Annotated in this window: 25 protein-coding genes; 6 read left to right on the forward strand and 19 right to left on the reverse strand. The window is 38.4% G+C overall.

Going from position 1 to position 24,897, the window contains the following annotated elements:
• Window positions 1–95: 95 nt before the first annotated feature.
• The 5 genes from MHH88_RS21725 to MHH88_RS21745 form a co-directional block, all read right to left on the reverse strand.
• A complete protein-coding gene (locus MHH88_RS21725) occupies window positions 96–2,540 on the reverse strand; it encodes an ATP-dependent Clp protease ATP-binding subunit (protein ID WP_069514286.1) in 2,445 nt (814 codons plus the stop codon).
• Window positions 2,530–3,639 carry a protein arginine kinase gene (locus MHH88_RS21730; protein ID WP_069514283.1) on the reverse strand — a complete coding sequence of 370 codons (1,110 nt, stop codon included), beginning with the start codon at window positions 3,637–3,639 and terminating at the stop codon, window positions 2,530–2,532. Before MHH88_RS21730 ends, MHH88_RS21725 begins: the two co-directional genes overlap by 11 nt.
• Window positions 3,636–4,178 (reverse strand): UvrB/UvrC motif-containing protein, encoded by a 543-nt coding sequence (locus MHH88_RS21735; protein WP_024364399.1) that lies wholly within the window; start codon window positions 4,176–4,178, stop codon window positions 3,636–3,638. Before MHH88_RS21735 ends, MHH88_RS21730 begins: the two co-directional genes overlap by 4 nt.
• Before the next feature lie 13 nt (window positions 4,179–4,191).
• Window positions 4,192–4,662 (reverse strand): CtsR family transcriptional regulator, encoded by a 471-nt coding sequence (locus MHH88_RS21740; protein WP_024364400.1) that lies wholly within the window; start codon window positions 4,660–4,662, stop codon window positions 4,192–4,194.
• A gap of 248 nt (window positions 4,663–4,910) precedes the next feature.
• The gene (locus MHH88_RS21745) at window positions 4,911–5,216 is read right to left on the reverse strand and encodes a DUF4870 domain-containing protein (RefSeq protein WP_069514277.1); all 306 of its coding nucleotides are present in this window, start codon (window positions 5,214–5,216) and stop codon (window positions 4,911–4,913) included.
• Between the two features lie 123 nt (window positions 5,217–5,339).
• Between MHH88_RS21745 and MHH88_RS21750 the strand changes: the two genes are divergently transcribed.
• Entirely contained in the window at window positions 5,340–6,017 is a 678-nt protein-coding gene (locus MHH88_RS21750) for a class I SAM-dependent methyltransferase (protein WP_339260624.1), read from the forward strand.
• Window positions 6,018–6,178: 161 nt separating this feature from the next.
• Entirely contained in the window at window positions 6,179–7,141 is a 963-nt protein-coding gene (corA, locus tag MHH88_RS21755) for a magnesium/cobalt transporter CorA (RefSeq protein ID WP_069514272.1), read from the forward strand.
• 195 nt (window positions 7,142–7,336) lie between these two features.
• Here corA and MHH88_RS21760 read toward each other — a convergent pair whose 3' ends face one another.
• On the reverse strand, window positions 7,337–7,546 hold the full coding sequence (locus MHH88_RS21760) for a hypothetical protein (RefSeq protein WP_024364404.1): 210 nt from the start codon (window positions 7,544–7,546) through the stop codon (window positions 7,337–7,339).
• A gap of 320 nt (window positions 7,547–7,866) precedes the next feature.
• Between MHH88_RS21760 and MHH88_RS21765 the strand changes: the two genes are divergently transcribed.
• Entirely contained in the window at window positions 7,867–9,177 is a 1,311-nt protein-coding gene (locus tag MHH88_RS21765; RefSeq protein ID WP_069514269.1) for a globin-coupled sensor protein, read from the forward strand.
• 50 nt (window positions 9,178–9,227) lie between these two features.
• Here MHH88_RS21765 and MHH88_RS21770 read toward each other — a convergent pair whose 3' ends face one another.
• The 5 genes from MHH88_RS21770 to adh all read right to left on the reverse strand — a co-directional run bounded on the left by MHH88_RS21770 (window position 9,228) and on the right by adh (window position 14,444).
• The gene (locus MHH88_RS21770) at window positions 9,228–9,707 is read right to left on the reverse strand and encodes an acyl-CoA thioesterase (RefSeq protein WP_024364406.1); all 480 of its coding nucleotides are present in this window, start codon (window positions 9,705–9,707) and stop codon (window positions 9,228–9,230) included.
• A gap of 69 nt (window positions 9,708–9,776) precedes the next feature.
• Window positions 9,777–11,204, reverse strand: a complete 1,428-nt coding sequence (locus MHH88_RS21775; RefSeq protein ID WP_339260628.1) for an aldehyde dehydrogenase family protein — start codon at window positions 11,202–11,204, stop codon at window positions 9,777–9,779.
• A gap of 40 nt (window positions 11,205–11,244) precedes the next feature.
• Entirely contained in the window at window positions 11,245–12,213 is a 969-nt protein-coding gene (locus MHH88_RS21780; protein ID WP_339260630.1) for a DUF4003 family protein, read from the reverse strand.
• Between the two features lie 326 nt (window positions 12,214–12,539).
• A complete protein-coding gene (locus MHH88_RS21785; protein WP_069514259.1) occupies window positions 12,540–12,902 on the reverse strand; it encodes a DUF779 domain-containing protein in 363 nt (120 codons plus the stop codon).
• A 21-nt stretch (window positions 12,903–12,923) separates the two neighbouring features.
• Window positions 12,924–14,444 carry an aldehyde dehydrogenase gene (adh, locus tag MHH88_RS21790; protein ID WP_024364412.1) on the reverse strand — a complete coding sequence of 507 codons (1,521 nt, stop codon included), beginning with the start codon at window positions 14,442–14,444 and terminating at the stop codon, window positions 12,924–12,926.
• Window positions 14,445–14,686: 242 nt separating this feature from the next.
• On the opposite strand from adh, the gene rluF reads away from it, so the two are divergent.
• Together rluF and MHH88_RS21800 are read left to right on the forward strand one after the other, a co-directional pair.
• A complete protein-coding gene (rluF, locus tag MHH88_RS21795) occupies window positions 14,687–15,388 on the forward strand; it encodes a 23S rRNA pseudouridine(2604) synthase RluF (RefSeq protein ID WP_069514256.1) in 702 nt (233 codons plus the stop codon).
• A gap of 22 nt (window positions 15,389–15,410) precedes the next feature.
• Entirely contained in the window at window positions 15,411–16,130 is a 720-nt protein-coding gene (locus MHH88_RS21800; protein ID WP_339260634.1) for a hypothetical protein, read from the forward strand.
• Window positions 16,131–16,526: 396 nt separating this feature from the next.
• Here the strand turns inward: MHH88_RS21800 and MHH88_RS21805 are convergent, their stop codons facing one another.
• The 7 genes from MHH88_RS21805 to MHH88_RS21835 all read right to left on the reverse strand — a co-directional run bounded on the left by MHH88_RS21805 (window position 16,527) and on the right by MHH88_RS21835 (window position 22,631).
• Window positions 16,527–17,024: a cupin domain-containing protein gene (locus tag MHH88_RS21805; RefSeq protein ID WP_103977924.1), complete on the reverse strand. Its 498-nt coding sequence runs from the start codon at window positions 17,022–17,024 to the stop codon at window positions 16,527–16,529.
• 124 nt (window positions 17,025–17,148) lie between these two features.
• Window positions 17,149–17,856, reverse strand: a complete 708-nt coding sequence (locus MHH88_RS21810; protein ID WP_024364416.1) for an ABC transporter ATP-binding protein — start codon at window positions 17,854–17,856, stop codon at window positions 17,149–17,151.
• Window positions 17,856–18,635, reverse strand: coding sequence for an ABC transporter ATP-binding protein (locus tag MHH88_RS21815; protein ID WP_069514247.1), 780 nt, complete (start codon window positions 18,633–18,635; stop codon window positions 17,856–17,858). Before MHH88_RS21815 ends, MHH88_RS21810 begins: the two co-directional genes overlap by 1 nt.
• Window positions 18,635–19,570: a branched-chain amino acid ABC transporter permease gene (locus MHH88_RS21820; RefSeq protein WP_024364418.1), complete on the reverse strand. Its 936-nt coding sequence runs from the start codon at window positions 19,568–19,570 to the stop codon at window positions 18,635–18,637. The genes MHH88_RS21815 and MHH88_RS21820 overlap by 1 nt, the downstream gene beginning before the upstream one ends.
• 13 nt (window positions 19,571–19,583) lie before the next feature.
• Complete coding sequence (locus MHH88_RS21825; protein WP_024364419.1) at window positions 19,584–20,459, reverse strand: branched-chain amino acid ABC transporter permease; 876 nt, start codon at window positions 20,457–20,459, stop codon at window positions 19,584–19,586.
• A 205-nt stretch (window positions 20,460–20,664) separates the two neighbouring features.
• A complete protein-coding gene (locus MHH88_RS21830) occupies window positions 20,665–21,885 on the reverse strand; it encodes an ABC transporter substrate-binding protein (RefSeq protein ID WP_339260638.1) in 1,221 nt (406 codons plus the stop codon).
• Between the two features lie 317 nt (window positions 21,886–22,202).
• On the reverse strand, window positions 22,203–22,631 hold the full coding sequence (locus MHH88_RS21835) for a hypothetical protein (protein ID WP_339260639.1): 429 nt from the start codon (window positions 22,629–22,631) through the stop codon (window positions 22,203–22,205).
• Window positions 22,632–22,709: 78 nt separating this feature from the next.
• Here MHH88_RS21835 and MHH88_RS21840 point away from each other — a divergent pair, with 78 nt between their 5' ends.
• Window positions 22,710–24,137 (forward strand): deoxyribodipyrimidine photo-lyase, encoded by a 1,428-nt coding sequence (locus tag MHH88_RS21840; protein WP_339260641.1) that lies wholly within the window; start codon window positions 22,710–22,712, stop codon window positions 24,135–24,137.
• Window positions 24,138–24,274: 137 nt separating this feature from the next.
• Here the strand turns inward: MHH88_RS21840 and MHH88_RS21845 are convergent, their stop codons facing one another.
• On the reverse strand, window positions 24,275–24,871 hold the full coding sequence (locus tag MHH88_RS21845) for a class I SAM-dependent methyltransferase (RefSeq protein ID WP_339260643.1): 597 nt from the start codon (window positions 24,869–24,871) through the stop codon (window positions 24,275–24,277).
• Window positions 24,872–24,897: the final 26 nt, after the last annotated feature.

A 24,897-nucleotide genomic window follows, 5' to 3' on the forward strand; every position in this document is an offset into this window, starting at 1 on the left:
ATTTGTTCTTGTTTTCATTTTACATAAAAAAAGACAGCTTGGCACGGTATGCCTCGCTGTCTTGCAAATTTATGCTTTCCTAATAGAGTAATCGCTTATTTGGAAATTGAAACGCCTTCTTTTTTCTTCACGACGAATTCATCATTCACATAATCAATTACGACTTGGTTTCCTTTTTCTACATTGCCTTTTAGCAGTTCTTCCGACAGACGGTCTTCCACTTGTTTTTGCAATGCACGACGGAGTGGACGAGCGCCATATTGAGGGTCGTAGCCTTCCTCTGCAATTTTATTGAGTGCTGCATCTGTTAACTCTAACGTAATATCTTGTTCTTGCAAACGTTTTGTTAGTGTATTCGCCATCATTGAAATGATTTCTTTTAAGTGTTCTTTTTCTAATGAATGGAACACAATCATTTCGTCGATACGGTTTAGGAATTCAGGACGGAATGCTTTTTTCAATTCTTCAAGCATTGTGCCCTTCATATCTTTATGTTTCGACTCTGAGCTTCCTAAGCTGAAGCCAAGATTTTTTTGATATTTTAGCGCATCCGCACCAACGTTTGAAGTCATAATCACAACCGTATTACGGAAATCAACGACACGTCCTTTAGAATCTGTTAAACGACCATCTTCAAGTACTTGCAGTAGAATATTGAAAACATCTGGATGTGCTTTTTCAATTTCATCAAGAAGCACCACAGAATATGGTTTACGTCGAACTTTTTCTGTTAACTGACCACCATCATCAAAGCCTACATAACCAGGAGGTGAGCCAACTAAACGTGAAGTTGAATGTTTCTCCATATATTCAGACATGTCAACACGAATCATCGCATCTTCATCACCGAACATTACTTCTGCCAGCGCTCTAGCTAGTTCTGTTTTCCCTACCCCTGTAGGACCAAGGAAAATAAATGAACCGATTGGACGTTTTGGATCTTTTAAACCAGCTCTTGCACGTCGAATTGCACGAGAAATTGCCTCGACTGCCTCGCCTTGACCTACCACACGCTTGTGTAATTCTTCTTCAAGATGTAATAGTTTAGCTGATTCTTCATGTGCAATTTTGGCTACTGGTATTCCCGTCCACATAGAAACTACTGCTGCTACATCGTCAACTGTCACTTTCGATTCAGCTTTGCCTTGTTCTTCTTTCCATGTTTTACGTGTCATTTCAATTTCGTCTTTTAGCTTTTGCTCTGTATCTCTTAACGAAGCTGCTTTTTCAAATTCCTGACCAGACACAGCCGCATTTTTTTCAGAGCGAACATTTTCTAGTTTATCTTCTAGTGCTTTTAAATTTGGTGGGACTGCAAATGAACGTAAGCGAACTTTTGAACCTGCTTCATCGATTAAGTCGATTGCTTTATCAGGCAAGAAGCGGTCTGAAATATAACGATCACCCATTTTTGCCGCTGCTTCAATTGCTTCATCTGTAATTTTCACACGGTGATGTGCCTCATAGCGATCGCGTAAACCATGAATAATTTGAATCGCCTCTTCGACAGTTGGTTCATCCACTTGAATTGGTTGGAAGCGGCGCTCTAATGCTGCATCTTTTTCGATATATTTGCGGTACTCATCTAATGTTGTAGCACCAATACATTGTAATTCTCCACGTGCTAGGGATGGTTTTAAAATGTTTGATGCGTCAATTGCACCTTCTGCTCCCCCTGCACCGATTAACGTATGCAATTCATCAATAAATAAAATTACATTTCCTGCTTGTCGAATTTCATCCATCACTTTTTTCAAGCGATCCTCAAATTCACCACGGTATTTAGTACCTGCAACAACTGTCCCCATATCAAGCGTCATAACACGTTTATCACGCAAAATTTCTGGTACTTCGTTGTTAATAATTTGTTGTGCTAAGCCTTCTGCGATTGCCGTTTTACCTACACCTGGCTCACCAATTAGCACAGGGTTATTTTTCGTACGACGTGATAGTACTTCAATAACGCGTGTAATTTCCTTACTGCGACCAATCACAGGGTCTAGTGAACCTTCACGGGCAATTTGTGTTAAATCGCGTGCTAAGCTATCTAAAGTTGGCGTATTTGCAGCCTGCGTCGCTTGTTGTCCAGATTGTGCGTTGTCATTATTACCTAACAACAGTAATACTTGCTGACGAGCTTTGTTTAAGCCTACACCTGCATTGTTTAATACACGAGCGGCTACCCCTTCACCCTCACGAATAAGCGCTAATAGTAAGTGCTCCGTACCGATATAGGAATGACCTAATTTACGTGACTCATCGACAGATAGTTCAATTACTTTTTTGGCACGAGGCGTGTAGTGAACGATTGGCCCAACATCCTCTGTTCCTTTACCAACTAATTCTTCAATCCCAGCTTCAATCATTTGAGGGCTAATATCAATGGCTTCTAATGCTTTCGCTGCAATACCACCACCCTCACGAATAAGCCCTAAAAGAATGTGCTCTGTTCCTATTGATTCGTGCTTCCAACGAATTGCCTCTTCCTGTGCAAGCTGTAATACTTTTTGTGCGCGTTGTGTAAAACGATTAAACATCATATGAATCCTCTCCTTTTCCCCCTATAGTAGGCTTACTCATTGTTTCTAAAAATAATGCCTCTCGCAGCATTTTTGCCCGAACGCGATCCCGTTCAGCAGGCGGTAAGGCTTCTCCTGCATAGTGCTGTAAAAATCCTGGTTGCATACTGACCACACATTCGTTCAATGTGGTTGCTTTAATATTATGAATCAACTGTAAATCTACACCTAAACGTACATTCGATAGACAGGTCGCAGCTTCCTCACTTGTTAAAATGCGCGCGTGCGTTAATGTACCCAACGCCCTGTAAATACGATCTTCTAAGGCAAGTTCCGCTTTTTCCATTAGCTTATTTCTTGCCTGCCGTTCTTTTTGAATAATTTTTTCTGCAACACTTTGAATGTCTGCTAAAATATCTTCTTCTGTTTTACCTAGTGTAATCTGATTCGACACCTGGTAAACATTACCTAAATTTTCACTACCTTCACCGTATATACCCCTGACAGTCATCCCTAAACGCGTCATTGCATTGATAATTTGATTCATCTGACCTGTCAATGTAAGTGCGGGAAGGTGCATCATAACCGAAGCACGTAAGCCGGTACCAATATTAGTTGGGCAACTTGTTAAATAGCCGAAAGTATCTCGAAATGCGTATGGCAAGGCTCCTTCTAAGGCTCGATCAATTTTGTTTGCTTCCTCGTATGCCTTTTGAAGTTGAAAACTCGCCGTCATACATTGAATGCGTAAATGGTCTTCTTCGTTCACCATAATGCAAATTGATTCATCTTCAGACAGCAACATGGAGCCGACTTGCTCTTTTTTTGCAAGCTGTGGACTAATTAAATGCTTCTCAACTAAAATTTGACGTTGTAACGGTGTTAAATCTTTTATGGAAAAATAAGAATATCTTTCTTGAAGTTTCGGACTGTCTTGAATGGCATGTGTCACAGCTTGCTCTACTTGTAATGCTTCATTTTCTGAAAAAACTAAAGGGAAACGATAGCCATCTAAGTTTCGAGCAAGTCGAATGCGTGTACTGATGACGATATCTGAATAATCATCCTCCATTTCCATCCATGCAGGTGTAGCTCGCGCTAAAAACGATTCAATCATCATGACACATCACCACCTTCGAATTGTAGCTGCTGTTCGAGATTTTTTGCTTCGTCGCGAAGCTTCGCTGCTTCTTCAAACTGCTCCTCGTCAACAGCGGCCTTCATGCGTTTTCGAATATCTTCAATTTGCTTTTTAATGACAAAAACATTGCTTCGAGCACCAGGCATTTTTCCTATATGCTGTGGCCCCGCTTGAATGCGATTAAATAGCTTTGGCAAATGCTCACTAAATGTGTCATAGCAACTGGTACATCCAAATTTACCTTCTTTTAAAAATCGCTTATACGTAAATCCACATTGTGGACATGTTTGTTGCTGAGGTGGCGCTTGCTGTTTTTCACCAACTTTTTGCCATGTAGGTGAGCCAAACCAATTGGATAACAATTGTTGAATCGATACAGGCTCTTGTTTAAACTCTGCATGGAACGGATGGAACTGCGAGGCACAGACATCGCAATAATGGTGCTCCACCTTCTGCCCATTTTGAACTTGTGTCACAGTTACTGTCGCATTGCGCTGCTTGCAATGTTCGCAAATCATTTCCCTCACCTCTTTACTTTTGCTTTTCGTATTTTATAGTGGTTAACATCGCTCGCAAAATTTTCGCTCGAATGCTATCCCGTAAAGGTAGCTGCAAATCTAAAGTTGAGCGGTCAACCGCTGCTAACATTAATTTCGCTTCACGCTTTGAAATAACCTGCTCATCAATTAAACGATATACTAAATCTTCCGCCACTGTTTGCGAGGCTCCACCTTCAATTTGTAGGAGCACATCATCGATCAAATCAATTTGTGAGTTTGCACGGACACGTAAAATTCGAATGTATCCACCCCCACCTCGTTTACTTTCAACAAGGTAACCCCGCTCGGCTGTAAATCTTGTATTAATTACATAATTTATTTGTGAGGGCACACATTGAAATTTATCTGCAATTTCACTTCGTTTAATTTCAATATGCCCTTCTCCACCTAATTCAAGTACTTGCTTTAAGTAGCCTTCTATGATGTCTGAAATATTACGCATGTTAGGAATACACCTCGCTTACCTCACTGACTTTGACTATCTTTGACTATCTTTGAGTATATTATACAAAACGCTTAAAAATAATTGCAATTATTTCGCACAGAGAAATGTCTAAAGCAATTGTAAAAGCTGATTGGCTTCTAAATAATTTTAACCACTCGAAAAAGTACTTATCGTTTAATGTACCCTTTTTCCTTATAGAAAAAACGCAAGCATATGCTTTTTGCATATACTTGCGTCATTAAAAATTATACCCAGCGACCAACAATCGGATAACGCCAAGGTTCCTCTGAAATCGCCTTTACAATACCGATAATTGGTACGATGTATACCATAGCGATAAATACTAGTAAGAAAGGTAAACCAATTAATACAAAGCTTAAAATACTAGCAATTACAATTAGAACACCCATTACGACTTGGAACAATAAAGCTTGCACAGAAACGTTTTTCACTTCTTCTTCCGAACTAATTAAGAAAAATATAATCGGCACTAAAAATGGCGCAAAAAACGCACTGGCATGTATGATGACCTTAGACCATTTTGTTTCCATCTATTCAACCTTCCCTTTTTTCTGTCTTTATTATTAATACTATTATTTACGGAGCAATACGCTAAATAGTTTCAAATCGTTTCGACAATTTTAAAATTAATTTGAAAGGTATGTGATACACAGATGGAATTTAACAGCACGCTTGCGAACGAGTATGAAAAAGGCATTCGTCGTACTTTACCGAGTTACGATACAATGCTTCGTTTAACGAAAACTTTTTATCAATCCGCTTTACAAGAGAATGCTAGTTTTTTAGTTGTTGGTTCGGGCAGTGGCAATGAAATACTACAGTTAGCTGAACAAAGGCCACAGTGGTCCTTTGTCGGTATCGACCCATCTTTAGCCATGTTGGAAATTGCAGAAAACCGTCTACACTCACTACCAAATGAGATTTCTTTACTACAAGGCACCATGCTCACTGCATCAATCCCTGCAACAAAGTTTGATGCCGCTAGCTGTATACTTGTACTTCATTTTATTGATACCTATGAGGAGAAACTTGCTACATTAAAAGGGATTGCAAACCATTTAAAATCTGGGGCACCCTTTGTGCTTGTTTCTAAATATGGACAGCTTGACTCTTCTGAAACAGAGCTACAGTTTGACCTATGGCGCGCATATTGGCTGCAGCACACAAAACTTTCTACTTCTGAATTAGCTAGCATGGAGCAGTCCATTCGCTCGCTTTCATTTATGCGGGAAGATGACATTGTTACGCTTTTACAGCAGGCAGGCTTTACACAGCCTTCACGTTTTTTTGCAACGACATTATTTGGTGGTTGGATATGCTATAAAGAGTAAGCTTCCATTCCTTCATGATGCATCCTTGCAACTTAGTGGTGTACTATTAAGTACATACTGGTACTAGATCTGACGTTCCAATGTCTCCTCTTACCTTTCACACCTTTGAAGGAGACTTCGTGCTTATTTAAAATGAGATAAACAGATTTGAGGTGAATGCCGTGATTCGCACGATGGCTATGACGAAAGATCAACAATTAATAAAGGACTTCCCACTTGATAACATTAAGCAAAACCATTACGAATGGTATTGGGTAGATTTTAGTTGCCCAACTACCGAAGAGGAACTATTGCTCGATACATTTTTTCACTTTCATCCACTTGCGATTGAAGACTGCTTAATGCGTTTACAACGACCGAAGCTGGATTTTTACGAAGACTATCACTTTTTCGTTATTCATAAATTGAATGAAGAAACGTTAATTGCTGAGGAATTAAATATTTTCGTTTCCGATCATTTTATTGTGACATTCCACAAAAATGAAGCACCTGAAATCGATAAAGTACAGAAGCTTTTAGAAGAGCAACCGAAATATTGGGAACGCGGAACCTTTTTCCTTACCTATCAAACGATTGATAAAATAGTTGATAGTTATTTCCCTCTCGTCTATAAAATTGAGGACCATTTGAATGCGCTTGAAGATGAATTAACTTATCAAAGTAATGTAAATGCAATGCAAATTGTTTTTGAATTCCGCAGTGATTTGCTCCATTTACGACGCACCATTTTACCAATGCGCGACCTATTATACCGAATACTTAATTCTTATCGCTTTGCTCTGAAAAAATCAGAAAGAGCCTACTTTGGGGATATTCACGACCATTTAGTCAAGCTTACGGAAATGGTCGAATCTAATCGTGAACTGACCGCAGATATGCGTGATAGCTATATGGCTATGAACTCTAGCCGAATGAATGGCATTATGATGATGCTTACGATTGTCTCCACCATTTTCATTCCATTAACATTTATAGCAGGAGTTTATGGCATGAATTTTGATAATATGCCTGAACTACATGGCCGTTACAGCTACTTTATCGTTCTTGGTATTATGCTATTGATTGGGCTATTTATGTTGGCATTTTTCAAATATAAAGGCTGGTTCAAATTGTTTAAACCGTAACTTAAAGCAGTAACAAAACAATGTTTTTGAAAAACAAAATCCGCGCATAGCTCTCTAGGGAAAATAGATATGAGGAACAACATCTTACATTAGTACATGTTGCAACTCATACTTTACCCACAGAAGGCGAAACGCGGATTTTTAATTTTAAATAGTTGGTTTTACTTGGGGAACTTTTAAATGTCTCCACTATAATTAATACGGACCTCGATCATCAACTTTATTTTCACCTTGCTGTGGGAATAAAAAGTATGCTAATACGCCCGATATTAGTGTTGCACAAATCGTTATTAATAGTTGGTTTAAGTCAGGTACCTCTGCATAATAGTTCGTTAACATATAAACAGATCCAATTGCTACAATTACCATCACAGGAATCACAAACTTAAAACGCTTCTTCTCCATGTCATACCTCCTCAATACGATTTCTTTCACATACATTTTTTGTTACGCTAAACAGTTCGTATTTTACATGTTTCCTAAATGAAATTCAAATTGCGCTTTATGAGCTAAAGGCTATTACTTAAAAGTAAATCTGCAACATGTCAGCCCTGAATGTGAAAAATTATAGAAATAAACGAAATTTTTAACCAAATACACTACAAAAAATAGTAGAATAGATTAAATACCATATATTCACCAAATTTACAAACCTAACAATATGTACACAAAGAGTCTTCGATACCTATATTATTATGGATTTATAAAGAATGGAGCAGACAACAATGAGTTGGTTTTCAAAAAAGAACAATTATGGTTATTCAATTACACTAACAACTGAAGAGTATAAACAACACGTACAATTAGATGTTTCTAATCATCCTAAGTTACAAAAACAATTACAACTATTAGACTTAACTACTGAAGATTTAGCCATCATTAAACAATTGCAACCATTAGTGAAAAATGTTATTCCTGAAATGGTCGATCAATTTTATGCAGCGATTAGCTTAAGCCAAAATTTATTAGATATTATTAACAGAACATCACAAATTGACCGTTTAAAAGTGACTTTACATAAGCATCTAAGTGATATGTTCGAAAGTCGTATTAATGACGACTACATTAAAGAAAGAAAGGCAATCGCTGAGACACATGTTCGAATTGGGCTCCAATCAAAGTGGTATATCGCTTCATTCCAATCATTAACTTCGACTTTTACAAACTTTACGAATGATTTAGATATTTCAAAGCATGATGCTATCCGTGCCATCAATGCCTTTTGTAAACTGATTAACTTTGAACAGCAACTTGTTATAGAGGCTTATGAAAAAGAAGAAGAACGGATTCGTAGCGTTGCAGATAAAACGAAGCACGCACTTGTTACTACAATTCAAAGTACGGCAGAAGAGTTAAATGCAATCAGCGAAGAAACAGCTGCTTCCCTTTTAGTCATCTCCTCTCAAACGGATGATATTGCAGTAGCCACTAAACAAGGTTTGAACTTCGTTGCCGATACACAAGACAAATCTAAACGCGGACAGCAGCAATTACAAGAACAAAATGACTTAATACATGTTATTTTGCAAAGTGTTAATGGCCTTGAAGTAACGATGAACCAATTGCGTACGTCGTCTCAAAAAATCTCTGAAATTGTTGGACTTGTTACAGGTATTGCAGACCAAACAAATTTATTAGCACTTAATGCTTCCATTGAAGCCGCTCGTGCTGGTGAGCATGGTAAAGGCTTTGCTGTTGTAGCAGAGGAAGTCCGCAAGCTTGCAGAAGAAACAAAAAGCGCTGTGCAAAACGTGTCACACCTGATAAAAGAAACAGAAAGTAATATTTCAACAATGGCGAATTCTGTTATCAATGTGGACCAAAAAATCCAACATAGCGTTGATACACAAACAAGCCTCTCGAAATCATTTAATGATATTGCTGAAGCAGTATCAGGTATTCAACAACAATATGTAAACACGGCTAAGGATATTTCAGCCATTTCAAATTTAATTACAGAGCTATCGCAAGGGGCAACACTCGTCTCATCTTCTTCTGACTCACTCATTAATGTTGTAAATGAATTAAATATATAACACAACTAAAAAAGGAAATTGATCACATCGTATCAATTTCCTTTTCGTTTTTAATGTGCCAAAGCACGTTTTTGCTTGCGGTGCTCTCGTCGAGCCGGACCTGTTTCAAACAGCCGTTTTTCAGCATCCGTTTCCGGGAAAATAGCAGGAACAGCCTTCGGTTTACCATCATCATCTACTGCAACCATCGTTACAAATGATTCGGTTGTTAATTTTTCTTCACCTGTCTCAATGTTACGTGAAATAACACGGACATAGACTTCCATAGATGAACGTCCTGTGGATGACACAATACTTTCAATTTCAAGAATATCACCTACATGCGCTGCTGATAAAAAATCAACAGAATCAATGGAGGCAGTGACAACATGCCCTTTTGCATGCTTCATCGCTGTAATTGCGGCAATTTCGTCAATATAAGCTAACACTCTTCCACCAAAAATGGAATTATGATTATTAGTATCCGGTGGTAATACGAGACGCGTTTGAACCGTACGTGATTGGCTCATAGGTACAGCATTGGTTGTCATAGTTCTAGTTACTTCCTTTCATGTAATGTCCTTTCGTCATCGTATCGTAGAAAAAGAATGGATGCAAATTTAGAATGATTTTTTCATCGTTATAAACTTCATATCCGTCATTTCTTCAATCGCCCATTTAATACCCTCTCGACCGTAACCACTCATTTTCACACCGCCATATGGCATATTATCGACCCGGAATGTTGGAATATCATTAATAATAACAGCACCTGCTTGTAATTCATCGGCTGCACGTAATGCATCTGGTAAGACATTCGTAAAAATTCCTGCATTTAATCCAAGTTCTGACTCATTCACTAGTCGAATTGCGTCGTCTAATGTTTCATATGAAACAATTGAGACGATTGGCGCGAAAGTTTCCTGACAAACAATTTTCATATCGGCAGTCACGTTTGTCATTACTGTTGGTGTTAATGTTCGTTCTGTAAATGTTCCACCCGTAGCAACGACTGCACCTTGAGACTTCGCTTCCTCAATCCATTCACGAATACGACTAACTTCATTCGGATTAATCATGGCACTGACATCTGTATTTTTATCGAGTGGATCACCGACAACTAACTTTTCCGTTTGAGCTACAAATGCTTTTGTAAAAGCATCGACAATCGAGGCATGTACATAAATACGCTGAAGCGAAATACACACTTGTCCCGCAAAGCTAAACGCTCCGCTAACACAACGTGCGACAATTTTTTCAATAGGGGTCGACGGCTCAACAATAACCGCCGCATTTGAGCCTAGCTCTAACGTTACTTTGCGCAAGCCTACTTTTTCTTTTATGCTTAATCCAACTTTACCACTTCCGGTAAAGGTTACTTTTTTCACGAATGGATGCGTTACGAGTGGATCACTTAGCTCAACACCACTACCCGTAACAATTTGTAGCACACCATCTGGTAATCCTGCTTCTTTAAATATTTCCGCCATTACAATTGCACTAAGTGGTGTTTGCTCTGCTGGCTTTAACACGACCGTATTCCCCACAGCAAGGGCAGGTCCCAATTTATGCGCAACTAAGTTAAAAGGAAAGTTAAACGGTGTAATGGCAGAAATAACGCCTAATGGCTCACGCTTTGTCCAGCCAATGCGGTCGCCAGCTCCAGGCGCAGCATCCATCGGTACCGTTTCCCCTTTCACCTGTTTCGCTCCTTCGGCTGCAAACTGATAGGTTGCAATCGTGCGTTCTATTTCAGGTAAACCTGCTGAAATAGGTTTACCCGCCTCTTGTGCTAAAATTTCGGCCAATTCGTCTTTTCGACGTCGCATAATGTCGACTACTTTATATAAAATTTCGGCACGGTCGTATGCAGTAGTTTGTTTAAATGAAAGAAAGGCATTTTGGGCACCTTCAATTGCTTGCTCAACATCTGAAACAGATGCCTTTGCAACCTTTGCAATCATCTCACCGTTATAAGGCGAGGTTAATTTATAGGTTTCCTTCGCTTCTTGCCATTGTCCATTTATCCAAAGCTTTGTTTCGTTCATTTTCAATACACCTCCGAATATTCTGTTCCTCTTTAGTTTATCATGAAGTGCTGGAATTTGACGCTACTGCTGCTGCGGTCATGGCGGATATCATCGCCGCCTGTTGTGCTTGAATTAGTAATTCAATAGATGACATAATTGCCATAGATAATGATTGTTGCACTTTAGCCATATCATAAATAGCCATTTGAACCGCCATAAACAACACAAATTCTTGATGCCACTTCAATAATTTCATTCCCTTTAATTCATGATACAAATCAATAATTTGCTGTAGCTGTCCTGAATTTAATTGAAGGATGGCTAAAAAACCGAGTAGTGGATAATGCATATACTTTATTTTGACACCTTGCTTCTTTAAATTATCGCGAATTGTCGCCACAGTAGATACAAGGTTACTGTCATATGTTGCAGATAAAAAGGTTAAAATTTGAGATAACCATTGTAGTTCATTTCCCGCACTAAATTGATACGTGCGTAATTCCTTATAATAACGATTCATCGTTTCAGCGCGTAAAACAACATCGTCATTCGGGCTACTTAAAAGCACAGTATATGGGATATCATCAAAGGAAGTGAGAAAGCGGTGATGTTTGCGAATAGCTTCATATAAAGCTCTTGCCGTCTGTGCATGCGCCCTTTTGTCATTTTCATTTTCTGTTAAAAATTGAGCACCTATAAAACTAAAGTTTCCTCTTTTAAAATGAGCTTCTTTTAATATTTTTTCGTTATTTAATAACGTCTTTACCACCTGTTCGGTATTGTCTTGCTCCATCATATTGGCTGCAATGCTGAACCCTATTGATGTACGCAATGGCGACATCCATGATGTTTGATTCTTCATTTCTTCTATAACAGCTTTAAACTTTTCCGTATCAAACATTTTCCCTGCTGCAACATATGTGCTGGCAATAGCTAAAATAATTTTGCGATCAACTGCCCAGCCTGCAACCTTCGATACAGCCTCTACCGTTTGTGTAAATTGGTTTTCAATTATAACAATATTCATCTTCCGCACACTCCTTTTCACTATTTACGTAATATTCTGTTGTAAAGATTCAATCTTTTTGTAACAAATAACATAAAAAGTAAACTTAAATTAATGTAAGAATAAGGGATTATATGGTTAAATAACGATAATAAACGATGAATGGGGGGCTTTATTATGATTGAAAAAACCATAAAGAAATACTTATTCACCCAAACTTTACAGCAACGAATACAGCTTTATTTATTATTGCGAAATTCTACAACTAACGTAAGCCTACATACTCTTTTCCAAAAAAATTAGCATAAAAAAACAGCGACAAAAATGCTTTTTGCCGCTGTCCCTAACTATTCGATTAAACCTAGCTCTTTTAACTCTTCTGTCGAAAAAGCTCTAGACCTTGTTAAAAATCGTTTACCTTCTACGCCTTCAAGAGAGAACATACCACCTCTGCCGTCAACGACGTCTAAAATAATTTGTGTATGCTTCCAATAATCATATTGGTTTTTGTGCATATAAAATGGTGTACCCCCTACCTCACCTAAACATATATCCTGCTCACCTAATATTAAGTCACCGTCAGGATAACACATCGGAGAGGAACCATCGCAGCATCCCCCTGATTGATGAAACATAACTGGTCCATGCTTTTCCTTCAATAATTCGATTAGTGCCAGCGCTTCTTCTGTTGCTAAAACACGTTCAACCACGCGTTAGCACCTCCTTACTAATTAAAAGAAACCAAGTTTGTTTTCGTTATAGCTTACTAATAAGTTTTTCGTTTGTTGATAATGCGATAGCATCATTTTATGTGTCTCACGACCGATTCCTGACATTTTATAGCCACCGAACGCTGCATGTGCAGGATATGCATGGTAGCAGTTCGTCCAAACACGCCCCGCTTGAATACCACGTCCAAAACGATAAGCTGTATTCATATCACGTGTCCAAATGCCTGAACCTAATCCATACAAAGTATCATTGGCAATTTCCAATGCCTCTTCTTTTGTTTTAAATGTTGTCACTGCAACAACTGGGCCAAAAATTTCTTCTTGGAAGATACGCATCTTATTGTGCCCTTTGAAGACAGTTGGTTTAACGTAGTAACCATTTTCAAAGCCTGCCCCTACATTATTTTTCTCGCCTCCAATTAGACATTGTGCACCTTCTTGCTTACCAATATCTAAGTAAGACAGAATTTTTTCCATTTGCTCACTTGAAGCCTGTGCCCCCATCATTGTATTCGGATCTAATGGATTCCCAACTTGAATCGCTTCAACACGTTGTAATACACGCTCCATAAACTTGTCATAAATCGATTCTTGAATTAATGCGCGTGAAGGGCATGTACAAACTTCACCTTGGTTCAGGGCAAACAATACAAAGCCCTCTACCGCTTTATCTAAAAAGGCATCATCTTCATCCATAATATCTTCGAAGAAAATATTTGGAGACTTTCCGCCCAATTCTAACGTAACTGGAATAAGGTTTTGAGAAGCATATTGCATAATTAAACGACCTGTTGTCGTTTCACCTGTAAAGGCAATTTTGCCAATACGCGGGTTGGATGCAAGTGGTTTTCCTGCTTCTAAACCGAACCCGTTCACCACGTTTAGTACGCCTGGTGGCAATAAATCACCAATCAACTCTACTAATACCATAATGGATACTGGTGTTTGTTCTGCTGGCTTTAACACAACACAGTTGCCAGCAGCAAGAGCAGGAGCTAGTTTCCATACAGCCATTAAAATCGGGAAGTTCCAAGGAATGATTTGACCCACTACCCCAATTGGCTCATGGAAATGGTAAGCAACCGTATCATTATCAATTTGACTTAGCGCGCCTTCTTGTGCACGTAAAGCACCAGCAAAATAACGGAAATGATCAATGGCTAAAGGGATATCTGCATTTAACGTTTCCCGTACTGCCTTACCGTTATCCCATGTTTCGGCAACGGCTAACTTTTCTAAGTTTTGTTCAATACGGTCCGCAATTTTAAGTAAAATGTTAGCACGCTCTGTAGCGGATGTTTGTCCCCATGCATCTTTTGCGGCATGTGCTGCATCAAGTGCAAGTTCAATATCCTCAGCAGAGGAACGCGCTGCTTGTGTAAAAACTTGTCCAGTAACAGGAGTGACATTATCGAAGTATTGACCTTTCACTGGGGGTGTCCATTCTCCACCAATGTAATTATCGTATCTTTCTTTGAATTGAACTACCGATCCTTCAGTGTTTGGAAATGCATAAACCATTTTACTTCTCCCCTTTACACAAAATAATAGAAAATATCTAGAAAAATCGTAATTATATATCGAAATAACGATATTTTCATAGAAACCTTCTTACCCACTATATTGTCAGAAATGCATGATTATTTCAACTTTTTAAATTAAAATTTTGTAATATTTATTTTTAGTAGAAAAGCTTCTAGAATTCACGCTATAAACAACGATAGGGTATACTTAAGCTACGATAAAATGTTTAGGAGAACTATATGAGAATTAACAAATATTTAAGTGAAGCGGGCATCGTGTCTCGTCGTGGTGCTGATAAATGGGTCGAAGAAGGTAAAGTAACAATCAATGGCGTACTTGCTACTGTAGGCAGCCAAGTAGAAGCGGGCGATATTGTTTGTGTGGATGGCAAAGAGGTAAAAAAAGAAGAGCAACTGGTGTATATTGCCTTAAACAAACCAGTTGGTATTACAAGTACAACAGAGCGCCATATCAAAGGAAATGTCGTTGATTTTATCAATCATCCTCTACGCATTTTCCATATTGGTCGACTGGATAAGGAATCTGAAGGATTGTTATTAATGACCAATGATGGCGATATTGTAAATAAAATTTTACGTGCAGAAAACCACCATGAAAAAGAATATATCGTACAAGTTGATAAGCCGATTACAGAACAATTTATTAAAAAGATGGCTGCTGGTGTTGATATTTTAGATACAACGACATTACCTTGCTACGTTGAAAAAATTTCAGATAAAGTGTTTAAAATTATTTTAGAGCAAGGCTTAAATCGCCAAATACGCCGTATGTGTTCAGCACTAGGCTATTCCGTTAAACGATTACAACGTATACGCATTATGAATATTAAGCTTGGCAATTTAAAGGTTGGTCAATGGCGCGATTTAACTGATAAAGAGCGAGCAGAATTATTTAAACTACTTCATTACACAGTAAAATAAAGCAATTGGGGGATTGAGAAAGATGCTTTCTATTCAAAGTACTGAACAACTTACGGGTGTACGAATAAGCGGTGACTTTTGGGATTTAGATGCCCTTATTCAAGCGATTTATCAAGTAACTGGCGATGAAAATAAATACTACGATTACCAAGGTGCGCGACTTCGCATTCTTGGTATTTGCCGTAATCTCCGTCAAGCAATGCACGGTGAGCATCAGCTTGAATTCGTGAGCAATGGACTGAACAAAAGTATACTTTCTCGACATGAAACGATTTTTCCAACTAAAAATGTCTACTACGGGACAGAAGTACTGTGGCCGGAGCTTCTTTTTACAGCGATTGCTTTAAACGATTTTATTCGCTTACATCAGGAATTGATTGATTCTTCCGATTGGAATGGTGATGTGGCAACGATTCGTAAATTCCAAGCAGCGGTTGCTGACTGTTTGGAGCAAGAGCTTACAGAAGATGAATTTTTAGTATTTTTAAGGATGATTCATTCTAAAAGCCCTTTAACCTTTCGCTATGCTACGCAGTATGTAGATGTACTAAATTTAGAATACATAGATTTAAATACGCAAACACGCAAAGCGCATTTAGCCTCCTTTGCGCTTCGTTTAATGTTAGAGGATGAGGAATATGTTGCACTTAAATCGCAACTAATAGAAGTTGCCAGTACGACAAAAAAAGCGCTACACGAAATTCCAATCAATGCAAGCTACCCTGAAGAAATTTTATGGTAATGGAAAGAGGGCTGGCACAAAAAGAGAAAAGTGGCTGGGACATAACAAAAAAAATTTAAGGAACAGAGGAAAGGTGTTCATAAATTTTTGCTATTTGAAAAACTTAGCTATTCTTGCTTTTGCAATAAATAAAACATTAGAAGGGTTCACTAGTTGTTGGTAGCGGAGGTGGTGACTCCTGCTCAGAACAGCACACAATGTAAGACGCAGGCATTCCTCGCGTTAGCGAGGGTTGCGGCTTACTGTGCTAAGCGGAAAGCACCGCCGTAGCGGACAATAACGGCGTAGCAATAAAAGGTGTTAGATTGACTGCCATCAATCTAACACCTTTTCTCTTTTTTACTGTGCAGTCGCTTTCTGCGGTCTACCTAGTGCTCTTTGCTAAACTCTTTGTGACTATTTAATCGTCTCGTAAGCCATTTTACGAATAACCGCTTCATGTTGCGGATAATCAGCTAAAAGCTCATCTTGTGTAAATAGCTCAAAGTCCTCAAAATCAAAGCCTGGTGCTACCATGCAGCCTACTAAACTAAATGTATTGGCATCCTCTACAGACGAACCGAAAATTGTATTTTTCGGCACCGCTACCTGTGGCACCTCACCCGCTTCTATATTTAAGCCTAATTTTTTTGCCTCATATGTACCATCAGGGTAAATCATATGTACCGTTAATGGGCTACCTGCATGATAATACCAAAGCTCATCTGATTTTAAGCGATGTAAATGAGAGATATCTTGCGAACGTAATAAAAAATAAATGCTCGTATAAATCGGTCGTTCTACATCTCTTACAGCTATTTCCTCTGTCGATTTAAACGTGGAAATATAGTATCCTCCCTCAGGATGTTGTGCTAATGCTAGTTTTTCAATAAAGTATTGTGCTGAATAGTGCATGCTAACCTCACTCCTTTTTCCCACCTTACCAAAAAAGAAAGGTTCCGCGCTACTTCCATCTATTATTGTCGTTCTACAACATGAAAAAGGGTATCTCGAATCCATTTCGAGACACCCCTTCCGATTACATACCACCTAAATATGCTGCTTTTACTTGTTCACTTTCTTGTAACTCTTTCGCTGTACCCGATAATACAATGCGTCCTGTTTCAAGTACATATGCGCGGTCAGCTACCGATAATGCCATATTGGCATTCTGCTCTACTAGCAATACCGTTGTACCTTCTTTATTCACTTGTTCAATAATATTGAAGATATTTTTTACCATAAGCGGTGCAAGCCCCATTGAAGGCTCATCCATTAACAACAATTTTGGTTTTGCCATTAATGCACGACCCATCGCCAGCATTTGTTGCTCACCACCAGATAATGTGCCTGATTGCTGTTTACGACGCTCCAGTAGACGCGGGAATAACTCAAAGACATGATCCATATCTTTCTTTATGCCAGCCTTATCATTACGCAAGTATGCGCCAAGCTCAAGGTTTTCCTCTACTGACATATTAGCGAATACACGGCGACCTTCAGGCACATGTGAAATACCTGATTTTACAATGGTTTGCGCAGCCTTACCTGCAATCGAGAAACCCTCATATTCAAGGATGCCCCCTTTAGGTTTTAATAAGCCTGACAAGGTTTTTAATAATGTACTTTTACCAGCACCATTGGCACCGATTAATGTGACAATTTCCCCTTCGTTAACTTCTAAAGAGACGCCTTTCAATGCTTGAATATTTCCATAGAATACATCAATATTTTGTACTTTTAGCATTAGCTGATAACCTCCTCACCAAGGTACGCTTCAATTACCTTTGGATTGTTGCGAATTTCTTCTGGTGTCCCATCAGCGATTAATTGCCCGTGGTCGAGGACGTAAATTCGTTCACATATCCCCATTACTAAGCTCATATCGTGCTCAATTAGTAGAATCGTTAATCCAAACTCTTTACGGATAAACGCAATTAGTTCCATTAAGTCGTGTGTTTCTTGTGGATTCATCCCTGCCGCTGGTTCATCGAGTAACAATAGCTTTGGATTTGCCGCTAATGCACGTGCAATCTCCAGACGACGTTGCATACCATACGGAAGGTTTTTTGCTAACTCATTCTTATAAATATCTAAGCCAAATATTTTTAAGAATTCCGTTGATTGCTGTTCCATTGCCGCTTCACCTTTAAAGTGACTTGGCAAACGGAAAATAGATGACCACATCGAGTGTTTTGCTAAAGAATGGTTCGCTACTTTTACATTATCTAATACAGATAGTTCTTTAAAGAGACGAATATTTTGGAACGTACGGCTAATACCTTTTTGCGTTACTTGATAGGGTGCAAGGCCATTTAACTTTGATCCGTTAAATGTAATCGTTCCTTCAGTCGGCGTATACACACCAGTTAGCATATTAAAACTTGTTGTTTTACCTGCACCATTTGGCCCGATAAGCCCTACTAATTCACCTTGATTTAGGTACATATTAACGCCCTGTACCGCCTTTAAACCACCGAATTGAATACCCATGTTTTCTACTTTGATAAGAAGGTTTCCAGTCATTATTTTGTACCTCCTTTTTTACCAAACTTAAATAAATGCGTAATTTCCTTTGTCCCCATTAAACCGGTTGGACGGTATAGCATAACAATGATTAATACTAAGCTGTAAATGATCATGCGCGTTTCTGGGAAGTTCGCTAAGTATGTTGAAATCAACGTTAAAAATACTGCTGCAATAACAGAACCTGACAGACTTCCTAAGCCACCAAGAACAACGTAAATTAATATATCAAATGATTTTAAGAAACCGAACGTAGTCGGTTGAATAATGTAGAAGTTATGTGCAAAAATAGCCCCTGCAAGACCGGCAAAGAAAGAGCCAATCGCGAATGCTACAACTTTATAGTAAGTTGTATTAATACCCATGGCATCCGCAGCGATTTCATCTTCTCGAATCGAAATACAAGCACGTCCATGGCGAGAATTTGTAAAGTTAGAAATAACTAAAATCGTCAATACCACTCCTACGAATGCATATGTCCAATTCGATAAATATTTCACTTGCATCCCCGCTGCCCCACCGACGTAATCCGTATTTAAAAAGACAATACGAATAATCTCAGCAAAGCCTAGTGTTGCAATGGCTAAATAATCTCCTTTTAAACGTAGCGTTGGAATACCTACGATTAATCCAGCTACTGCTGCTGCAAGCGCCCCTAGGAAAATAGCTAACGGGAACGGCAGCATTAGCTTTGTTGTAATAATAGCTGAAATATAAGCACCAACTGCAAGGAAACCGGCATGTCCAATAGAGAATTGCCCCGTAACCCCGATAACGATGTGCAAGCTGACAGCTAGCATAATGTTAATGCACATGGTGATTAACATATTTTTATAGTACAAGTCAATTACTTCTGTTGTAATAAGTGCCTGAACAACCACATAGATGACTAGCGCTAATACTGCATAGCCCCAGAAAACTTTAGACTTCTTCATCATTACCGCTCACCTACACTTTCTCGCGGGCGTTTTTACCGAAGATACCCGATGGTCTGAAAATCAAGATTAAAATTAAAATGACAAATGCTGCTGCATCACGCCATAAAGAGAATCCAAGTGCACTTACAAACGATTCCACGACACCTAGTAACATGCCGCCAACCATTGCCCCTGGAATAATACCAATACCACCAAGAACCGCAGCGATGAACGCTTTAACCCCTGGAATAACACCCATTAACGGGTCAATTTTTGTATAATACACACCGAAGATTACACCTGCAGCTCCAGCTAATGCAGAACCTATAGCAAATGTTGCTGAAATGGTATTATCTACGTTAATCCCCATTAGACGTGCCGCATCTGCATCATGTGAAACTGCGCGCATCGCCTTGCCAATTTTTGTTTTATGTACGATGAATTGTAAAAGAATCATCAGTACGATAGAGACAGATAAAATTAAAATAGATGTACTGCTAATTTGAACACCAAAGACATCAAATGTTGTATTTTTAATGACTTCAGGATATGCTGCAGGCTGTGCCCCTCTGAAGAAAATTGTCGTATATTCGATTAATAGCGACACCCCGATTGCTGTAATTAAAGCAGCAATACGCGTCGCATTTCGTAACCGTTTATATGCTATACGTTCTATTAACACACCAAAAATTGCGCAAACTGCCATTGCTAATAATAATGCTGGTAAGAAACCCAGCTCCCATTTAGCAATTGCGTAAAAGCCAATAAATGCACCAATCATGAAAACATCACCGTGGGCGAAGTTAATGAGCTTAATAATACCGTATACCATCGTATACCCTAACGCTATTAACGCGTAGATACTACCTAGTGAAATACCATTCACAAGCTGTTGTATCCATTCCATGAGCGTTCACTCCTTTATTATTTTTTAAAGCATGCAAAAATGGGACCTATTTCTACATAGTGAAAGTGAATGCAGAAAAACTCGTGTCCCTCATAATAAGTATTTCCGATTCCTTATGCTAGAATCTATGCTTTTTTTATTAGTCTAGTTGTCTATGAAAAAATAAAAGAGAAGGCAGGTTGCCCGCCTCCCCCTTGCTTAAAAATTAAGGATTAACTTTAGAGTTGAACACTTGTTTACCGTCTTTAAATTCAAGAACTGTTGCTGTTTTAATTGGGTTATGGTTTTCGTCAACTGAGAAAGTACCTGTTACTAAAGAAAGATCCTTTGTTTCAGCTAATGCCTTTTTAATTGCTTCACCGTCAGTAGACCCTGCACGTTTAATTGCATCTGCAATGTAGTAAACCGTATCATAGCCAAGTGCGTTAAATGCATCCGGTGCTTTATCGCCATTAGCAGCTTTAAATGCTTTTACAAAGTCTTGAATTTTTTGATCTGGGTCTTCTGCAGAATAGTGGTTTGTGATGTACGTATTATTCAGTGCATCTGCGCCCGCTAACTCAACTAAAGTTGGCGAATCCCAACCATCTGCTCCCATAAGTGGCACTGTAATGCCCATTTCACGTGCTTGTTTAACAATTAGACCCACTTCTTCATAATATCCAGGGATAAAGATGAAGTCAGGATTTGATGATTTGATGTTTGTTAATTGCGTACGGAAATCTGTATCTTTCGCAACATAAGCTTCTTCTTTCACAACTTTTCCGCCATTTTCAGCAATCGTATCTTTAAATGACTTTGCTAATCCTTTTGCATAGTCAGAAGCGTTATCAGCAAAAATGGCTACGTTTTTCGCTTTCAGCTCACCCGTTGCAAAGTTTGCTGCGACAATCCCTTGGAATGGGTCAATAAAGCATGTACGGAACGCATATTCATTAACACTGCCGTCTTCATTTACTGTTACGTTTGGTGCTGTAGCAGCTGCACCAACTAAAGGAATTTTGTTATCATTTGCAATTTGAACTGTTGCAATGGTGTTACCAGAAGTTGCTGGAGACATCATCGCTACTACTTTATCTTGCGTTGCTAGTTTAATAGCCGCTGCTGTTGCCTCTGAGTTTTCTGATTTGTTATCTACTTTAATAAGCTCAATCTTCTTGCCATCAATACCGCCTGCATCGTTAATTTCTTTAACAGCTAACTCCGCACCTAATCCGATTGAAGAACCGTAAGAAGCTACGTTACCTGAAAGCTCCAAGTTTGCACCGATTTTAATTGTATCGCCATCTTTTGAGCCGCCTGATGATGAGCCGCCTCCCGAACTTGTATCACTATCTCCAGCACCGCAACCTGCCAGTACGCCTGCAAGAAGTGAAGAAGCTACTAGAAGTGAACCGAACTTTTTAAGCTTGTTGTTCTCTTTCATAATTTAATTCCCCCTGAAAATTCTCAAATATTAGATATTTCTGATAATTATAAACAATCTAAGGCTAATCCTCAATAGCAAAAATAATTATTTATAACTATCTAATTTTGAAGCTAGATAATATTCAATTAAGCCTTTTACATTGTAAAACATTCTTTATATTTAGTCTAGAGTGATTTTTCAGTATAATTAGTTATTTGTGAATTATCTATCAATTGTTGGTATAAATTAGTAGAAAGCTATCATCCTTATTTTTTTGACGTTAGAAAAATAACGTCCATTTTGCAAAAATTGCTTTCCTTTTATAGTTTAACGGCTTATTTTTTTTTCAAAAAAACGCCTACCAGTACGCCATACAAAATATGACCAACAAGCCACCAACTAAATGCGTAGAAATCTGTAAAGTTCGGTGTTCGTGTTGAGAAGGTTGTTGTAGGAAACAACATACATCCTATAATCATTTGAAGTACGATACTATTTCTGATTAACGTACCATTATTCCACTTATACTTGTTTCGAAGTGTATATAATATGGCTGTTATAAACCACGAAATCACGAGATGGAAGGAAAATTCAATCACTTCTGGAAATCGATAATTTTTTAAAATCGGTATATAATCGACATTTAACAGTAATGTATAAACGCGGCTTCCTGTTAGATTTTCAACAACTTTAAAGAAAATACCAAATAAGCAACCTGCAACTAAGGATGCTAGCATTACTTGACGTTTGAATAGTGTTTTCATAATGTCCTCCTTGCTTTAATCCAACTTCTACTTACCTGTGCTAACGTATATTTTTAAACTATAAAAGGATGATTCAAAATGAATAAAAAAATAATTGTATTATTTCGTAATGATTTACGACTAGATGATCACCCCGCGCTCTGGCATGCAGCTAAATTAGGGGTCATTTTACCGGTTTATATTCATAATGAGCAATTTTCAATGTGCAATACCGCTCAAAGTTTTTGGACGTACTATTCACTTCAGAATCTACAAGCGACACTTGATGACTATGACATGCAACTGATTTTACGAAAGGGTGAAGTCATTTCAGAAGTACTACAGTTAGCTTTAGATACTGAAGCAGACGCTGTGTATTTTAACGAGCGTTTTCTTCCAACTGAACGAAATGAAGATGAGCAGCTAACCAATATATTACAGGCTAATAATATTGAAGTAAAAGCATTCTATGGTGATGCATTATTCAACTTATCGAACATTCAAAATCAACAAAACAAGCCTTATGCCATTTTTACATCATTTTATAAGCGTTGTTTGCAGGAGCCCGTGAGTCAACCGCTTGGTCAACCGACTAATATTAGAGCTTTTCCTACGAAGGTATCATCTCTAGCGTTAGAACAATTGCAATTACTTCATGGTAATTGGTACCACAAGTTTCACCATTATTGGAAACCTGGGATAGATGGGGCAATGGAGCAGTGGGAGCTTTTCGTAGAACAAAGTTTATTTGACTACCACGATAAGCGAGATTACCCAGCCAAAGAAACCATTTCTAAAATGTCTCCATTTCTTGCAGTGGGGAACATTAGCATTCGCTTTCTTTGGGCAACATGCCAAGAGCTAATAGAAGATGAGGACAACACAATATTTAGTCAGCAGATAGAAAGCTTTTTAAGACAACTTATATGGCGAGAGTTTTCGATTTATCAACTATTGAACTATCCTACATTTTCTACTGATTCATTACGCAGTAATTTTCAACATTTTGAGTGGGAGCCTCATTCCATTCGTCTTGAAGCATGGAAAACTGGACAAACTGGGTATCCTCTTGTTGATGCAGGGATGCGTGAGCTTTGGGAAACCGGCTATATGCATAACCGTGTAAGAATGGTTGTTGCATCTTTTCTAGTCAAACACTTATTACAACCTTGGCAAGAAGGTTATGCATGGTTTGAGCATACGCTTGTCGACTTTAATGCAGCAAATAATGCTATGGGTTGGCAATGGGTCAGCGGTACGGGTATCGACTCCGCTCCTTATTTCCGTATCTTCAACCCTTCTTTACAAGGAGAGAAATTTGATACAGATGGTGCTTATATAAAAAAATGGGTGCCCGAATTAGCACTTCTCCCTGCAAAGTATATACACGCTCCACAAACAGCACCAACGGCAATCTTGGAACAAGCCGGAATTACATTAGGTGATACCTATCCATTGCCCATCGTGGATCATAAAACAGCACGAGCCCGTGCATTAGAACGATACAACGCTATAAAAAAAGCTTAGAGCTACTCGTGCTCTAAGCGTCGAATGAAAGTGATTAAAAATAAACAATAAACATCATGTTTGCCATACTCTGCAAGAATAACCCGAGCGGAAAATCCATTTTTGTAGCGTCCGAAAGAGAACTTCTTGCACGGAAATTACTTTATTGAAAACACGCAAAGGCGTTCATTTATATTTGTTTCGTGTTCTAGATGCACCTCATGTATCAACTCAAAAGGGGTACCATGATGTAAAAACTGCAAATAATCGTACGGCGGATAGTATAAAATAATATGGATTTCGCGCATCTGTTGCTCATAAGACTTCCATATATTATGAATAACCGTACGAAATATATTAATGGAAAATGGATTAAAAAAGAAAAAAACATTATCACTTGGTTGTATGTTATAGTTTTCTGCAATTGTATGAACAAAAGAAATGTTCGCTTGTGAACCCTTTTTTCGGCAATAACTTTCTTTATTATGCTCTGCCTCTTTATAAAAACCTGCGTCCATTTCAACTCCAATTGTCGGAATGTGAAATTTATGATGAATATAAATAGGAACCCTGCCTTTCCCACAGCCCATATCAATAAAAACTGGATTTTTTGGCATCTCATATTGGGAAAATAATTGTTCTAAGCCTGTATATGGAGTTGGCTCGTAGCGATGGTAGTGAGCCAATTTAGGAAATCCATATTGTTCACCGACCGTATTAATGTGCAAAAATTTATCAAATTGTTGTTCATTCATCCGTTAGATACTCCTCGAAAAAAAAG

Origin of the sequence: Lysinibacillus sp. FSL K6-3209, assembly GCF_037976175.1 — a bacterium.
Lineage (GTDB): Bacteria > Bacillota > Bacilli > Bacillales_A > Planococcaceae > Lysinibacillus > Lysinibacillus sphaericus_D.

Coding starts and splice junctions, on each gene's coding strand:
- MHH88_RS21725 (WP_069514286.1), bottom strand. CDS start 2,540: ATGATGTTTAATCGTTTTACACAACGCGCACAAAAAGTATTACAGCTT.
- MHH88_RS21730 (WP_069514283.1), bottom strand. CDS start 3,639: ATGATGATTGAATCGTTTTTAGCGCGAGCTACACCTGCATGGATGGAA.
- MHH88_RS21735 (WP_024364399.1), bottom strand. CDS start 4,178: ATGATTTGCGAACATTGCAAGCAGCGCAATGCGACAGTAACTGTGACA.
- MHH88_RS21740 (WP_024364400.1), bottom strand. CDS start 4,662: ATGCGTAATATTTCAGACATCATAGAAGGCTACTTAAAGCAAGTACTT.
- MHH88_RS21745 (WP_069514277.1), bottom strand. CDS start 5,216: ATGGAAACAAAATGGTCTAAGGTCATCATACATGCCAGTGCGTTTTTT.
- MHH88_RS21750 (WP_339260624.1), top strand. CDS start 5,340: ATGGAATTTAACAGCACGCTTGCGAACGAGTATGAAAAAGGCATTCGT.
- MHH88_RS21760 (WP_024364404.1), bottom strand. CDS start 7,546: ATGGAGAAGAAGCGTTTTAAGTTTGTGATTCCTGTGATGGTAATTGTA.
- MHH88_RS21765 (WP_069514269.1), top strand. CDS start 7,867: ATGAGTTGGTTTTCAAAAAAGAACAATTATGGTTATTCAATTACACTA.
- MHH88_RS21770 (WP_024364406.1), bottom strand. CDS start 9,707: ATGACAACCAATGCTGTACCTATGAGCCAATCACGTACGGTTCAAACG.
- MHH88_RS21775 (WP_339260628.1), bottom strand. CDS start 11,204: ATGAACGAAACAAAGCTTTGGATAAATGGACAATGGCAAGAAGCGAAG.
- MHH88_RS21780 (WP_339260630.1), bottom strand. CDS start 12,213: ATGAATATTGTTATAATTGAAAACCAATTTACACAAACGGTAGAGGCT.
- adh (WP_024364412.1), bottom strand. CDS start 14,444: ATGGTTTATGCATTTCCAAACACTGAAGGATCGGTAGTTCAATTCAAA.
- rluF (WP_069514256.1), top strand. CDS start 14,687: ATGAGAATTAACAAATATTTAAGTGAAGCGGGCATCGTGTCTCGTCGT.
- MHH88_RS21800 (WP_339260634.1), top strand. CDS start 15,411: ATGCTTTCTATTCAAAGTACTGAACAACTTACGGGTGTACGAATAAGC.
- MHH88_RS21805 (WP_103977924.1), bottom strand. CDS start 17,024: ATGCACTATTCAGCACAATACTTTATTGAAAAACTAGCATTAGCACAA.
- MHH88_RS21810 (WP_024364416.1), bottom strand. CDS start 17,856: ATGCTAAAAGTACAAAATATTGATGTATTCTATGGAAATATTCAAGCA.
- MHH88_RS21815 (WP_069514247.1), bottom strand. CDS start 18,635: ATGACTGGAAACCTTCTTATCAAAGTAGAAAACATGGGTATTCAATTC.
- MHH88_RS21820 (WP_024364418.1), bottom strand. CDS start 19,570: ATGAAGAAGTCTAAAGTTTTCTGGGGCTATGCAGTATTAGCGCTAGTC.
- MHH88_RS21825 (WP_024364419.1), bottom strand. CDS start 20,459: ATGGAATGGATACAACAGCTTGTGAATGGTATTTCACTAGGTAGTATC.
- MHH88_RS21830 (WP_339260638.1), bottom strand. CDS start 21,885: ATGAAAGAGAACAACAAGCTTAAAAAGTTCGGTTCACTTCTAGTAGCT.
- MHH88_RS21835 (WP_339260639.1), bottom strand. CDS start 22,631: ATGAAAACACTATTCAAACGTCAAGTAATGCTAGCATCCTTAGTTGCA.
- MHH88_RS21840 (WP_339260641.1), top strand. CDS start 22,710: ATGAATAAAAAAATAATTGTATTATTTCGTAATGATTTACGACTAGAT.
- MHH88_RS21845 (WP_339260643.1), bottom strand. CDS start 24,871: ATGAATGAACAACAATTTGATAAATTTTTGCACATTAATACGGTCGGT.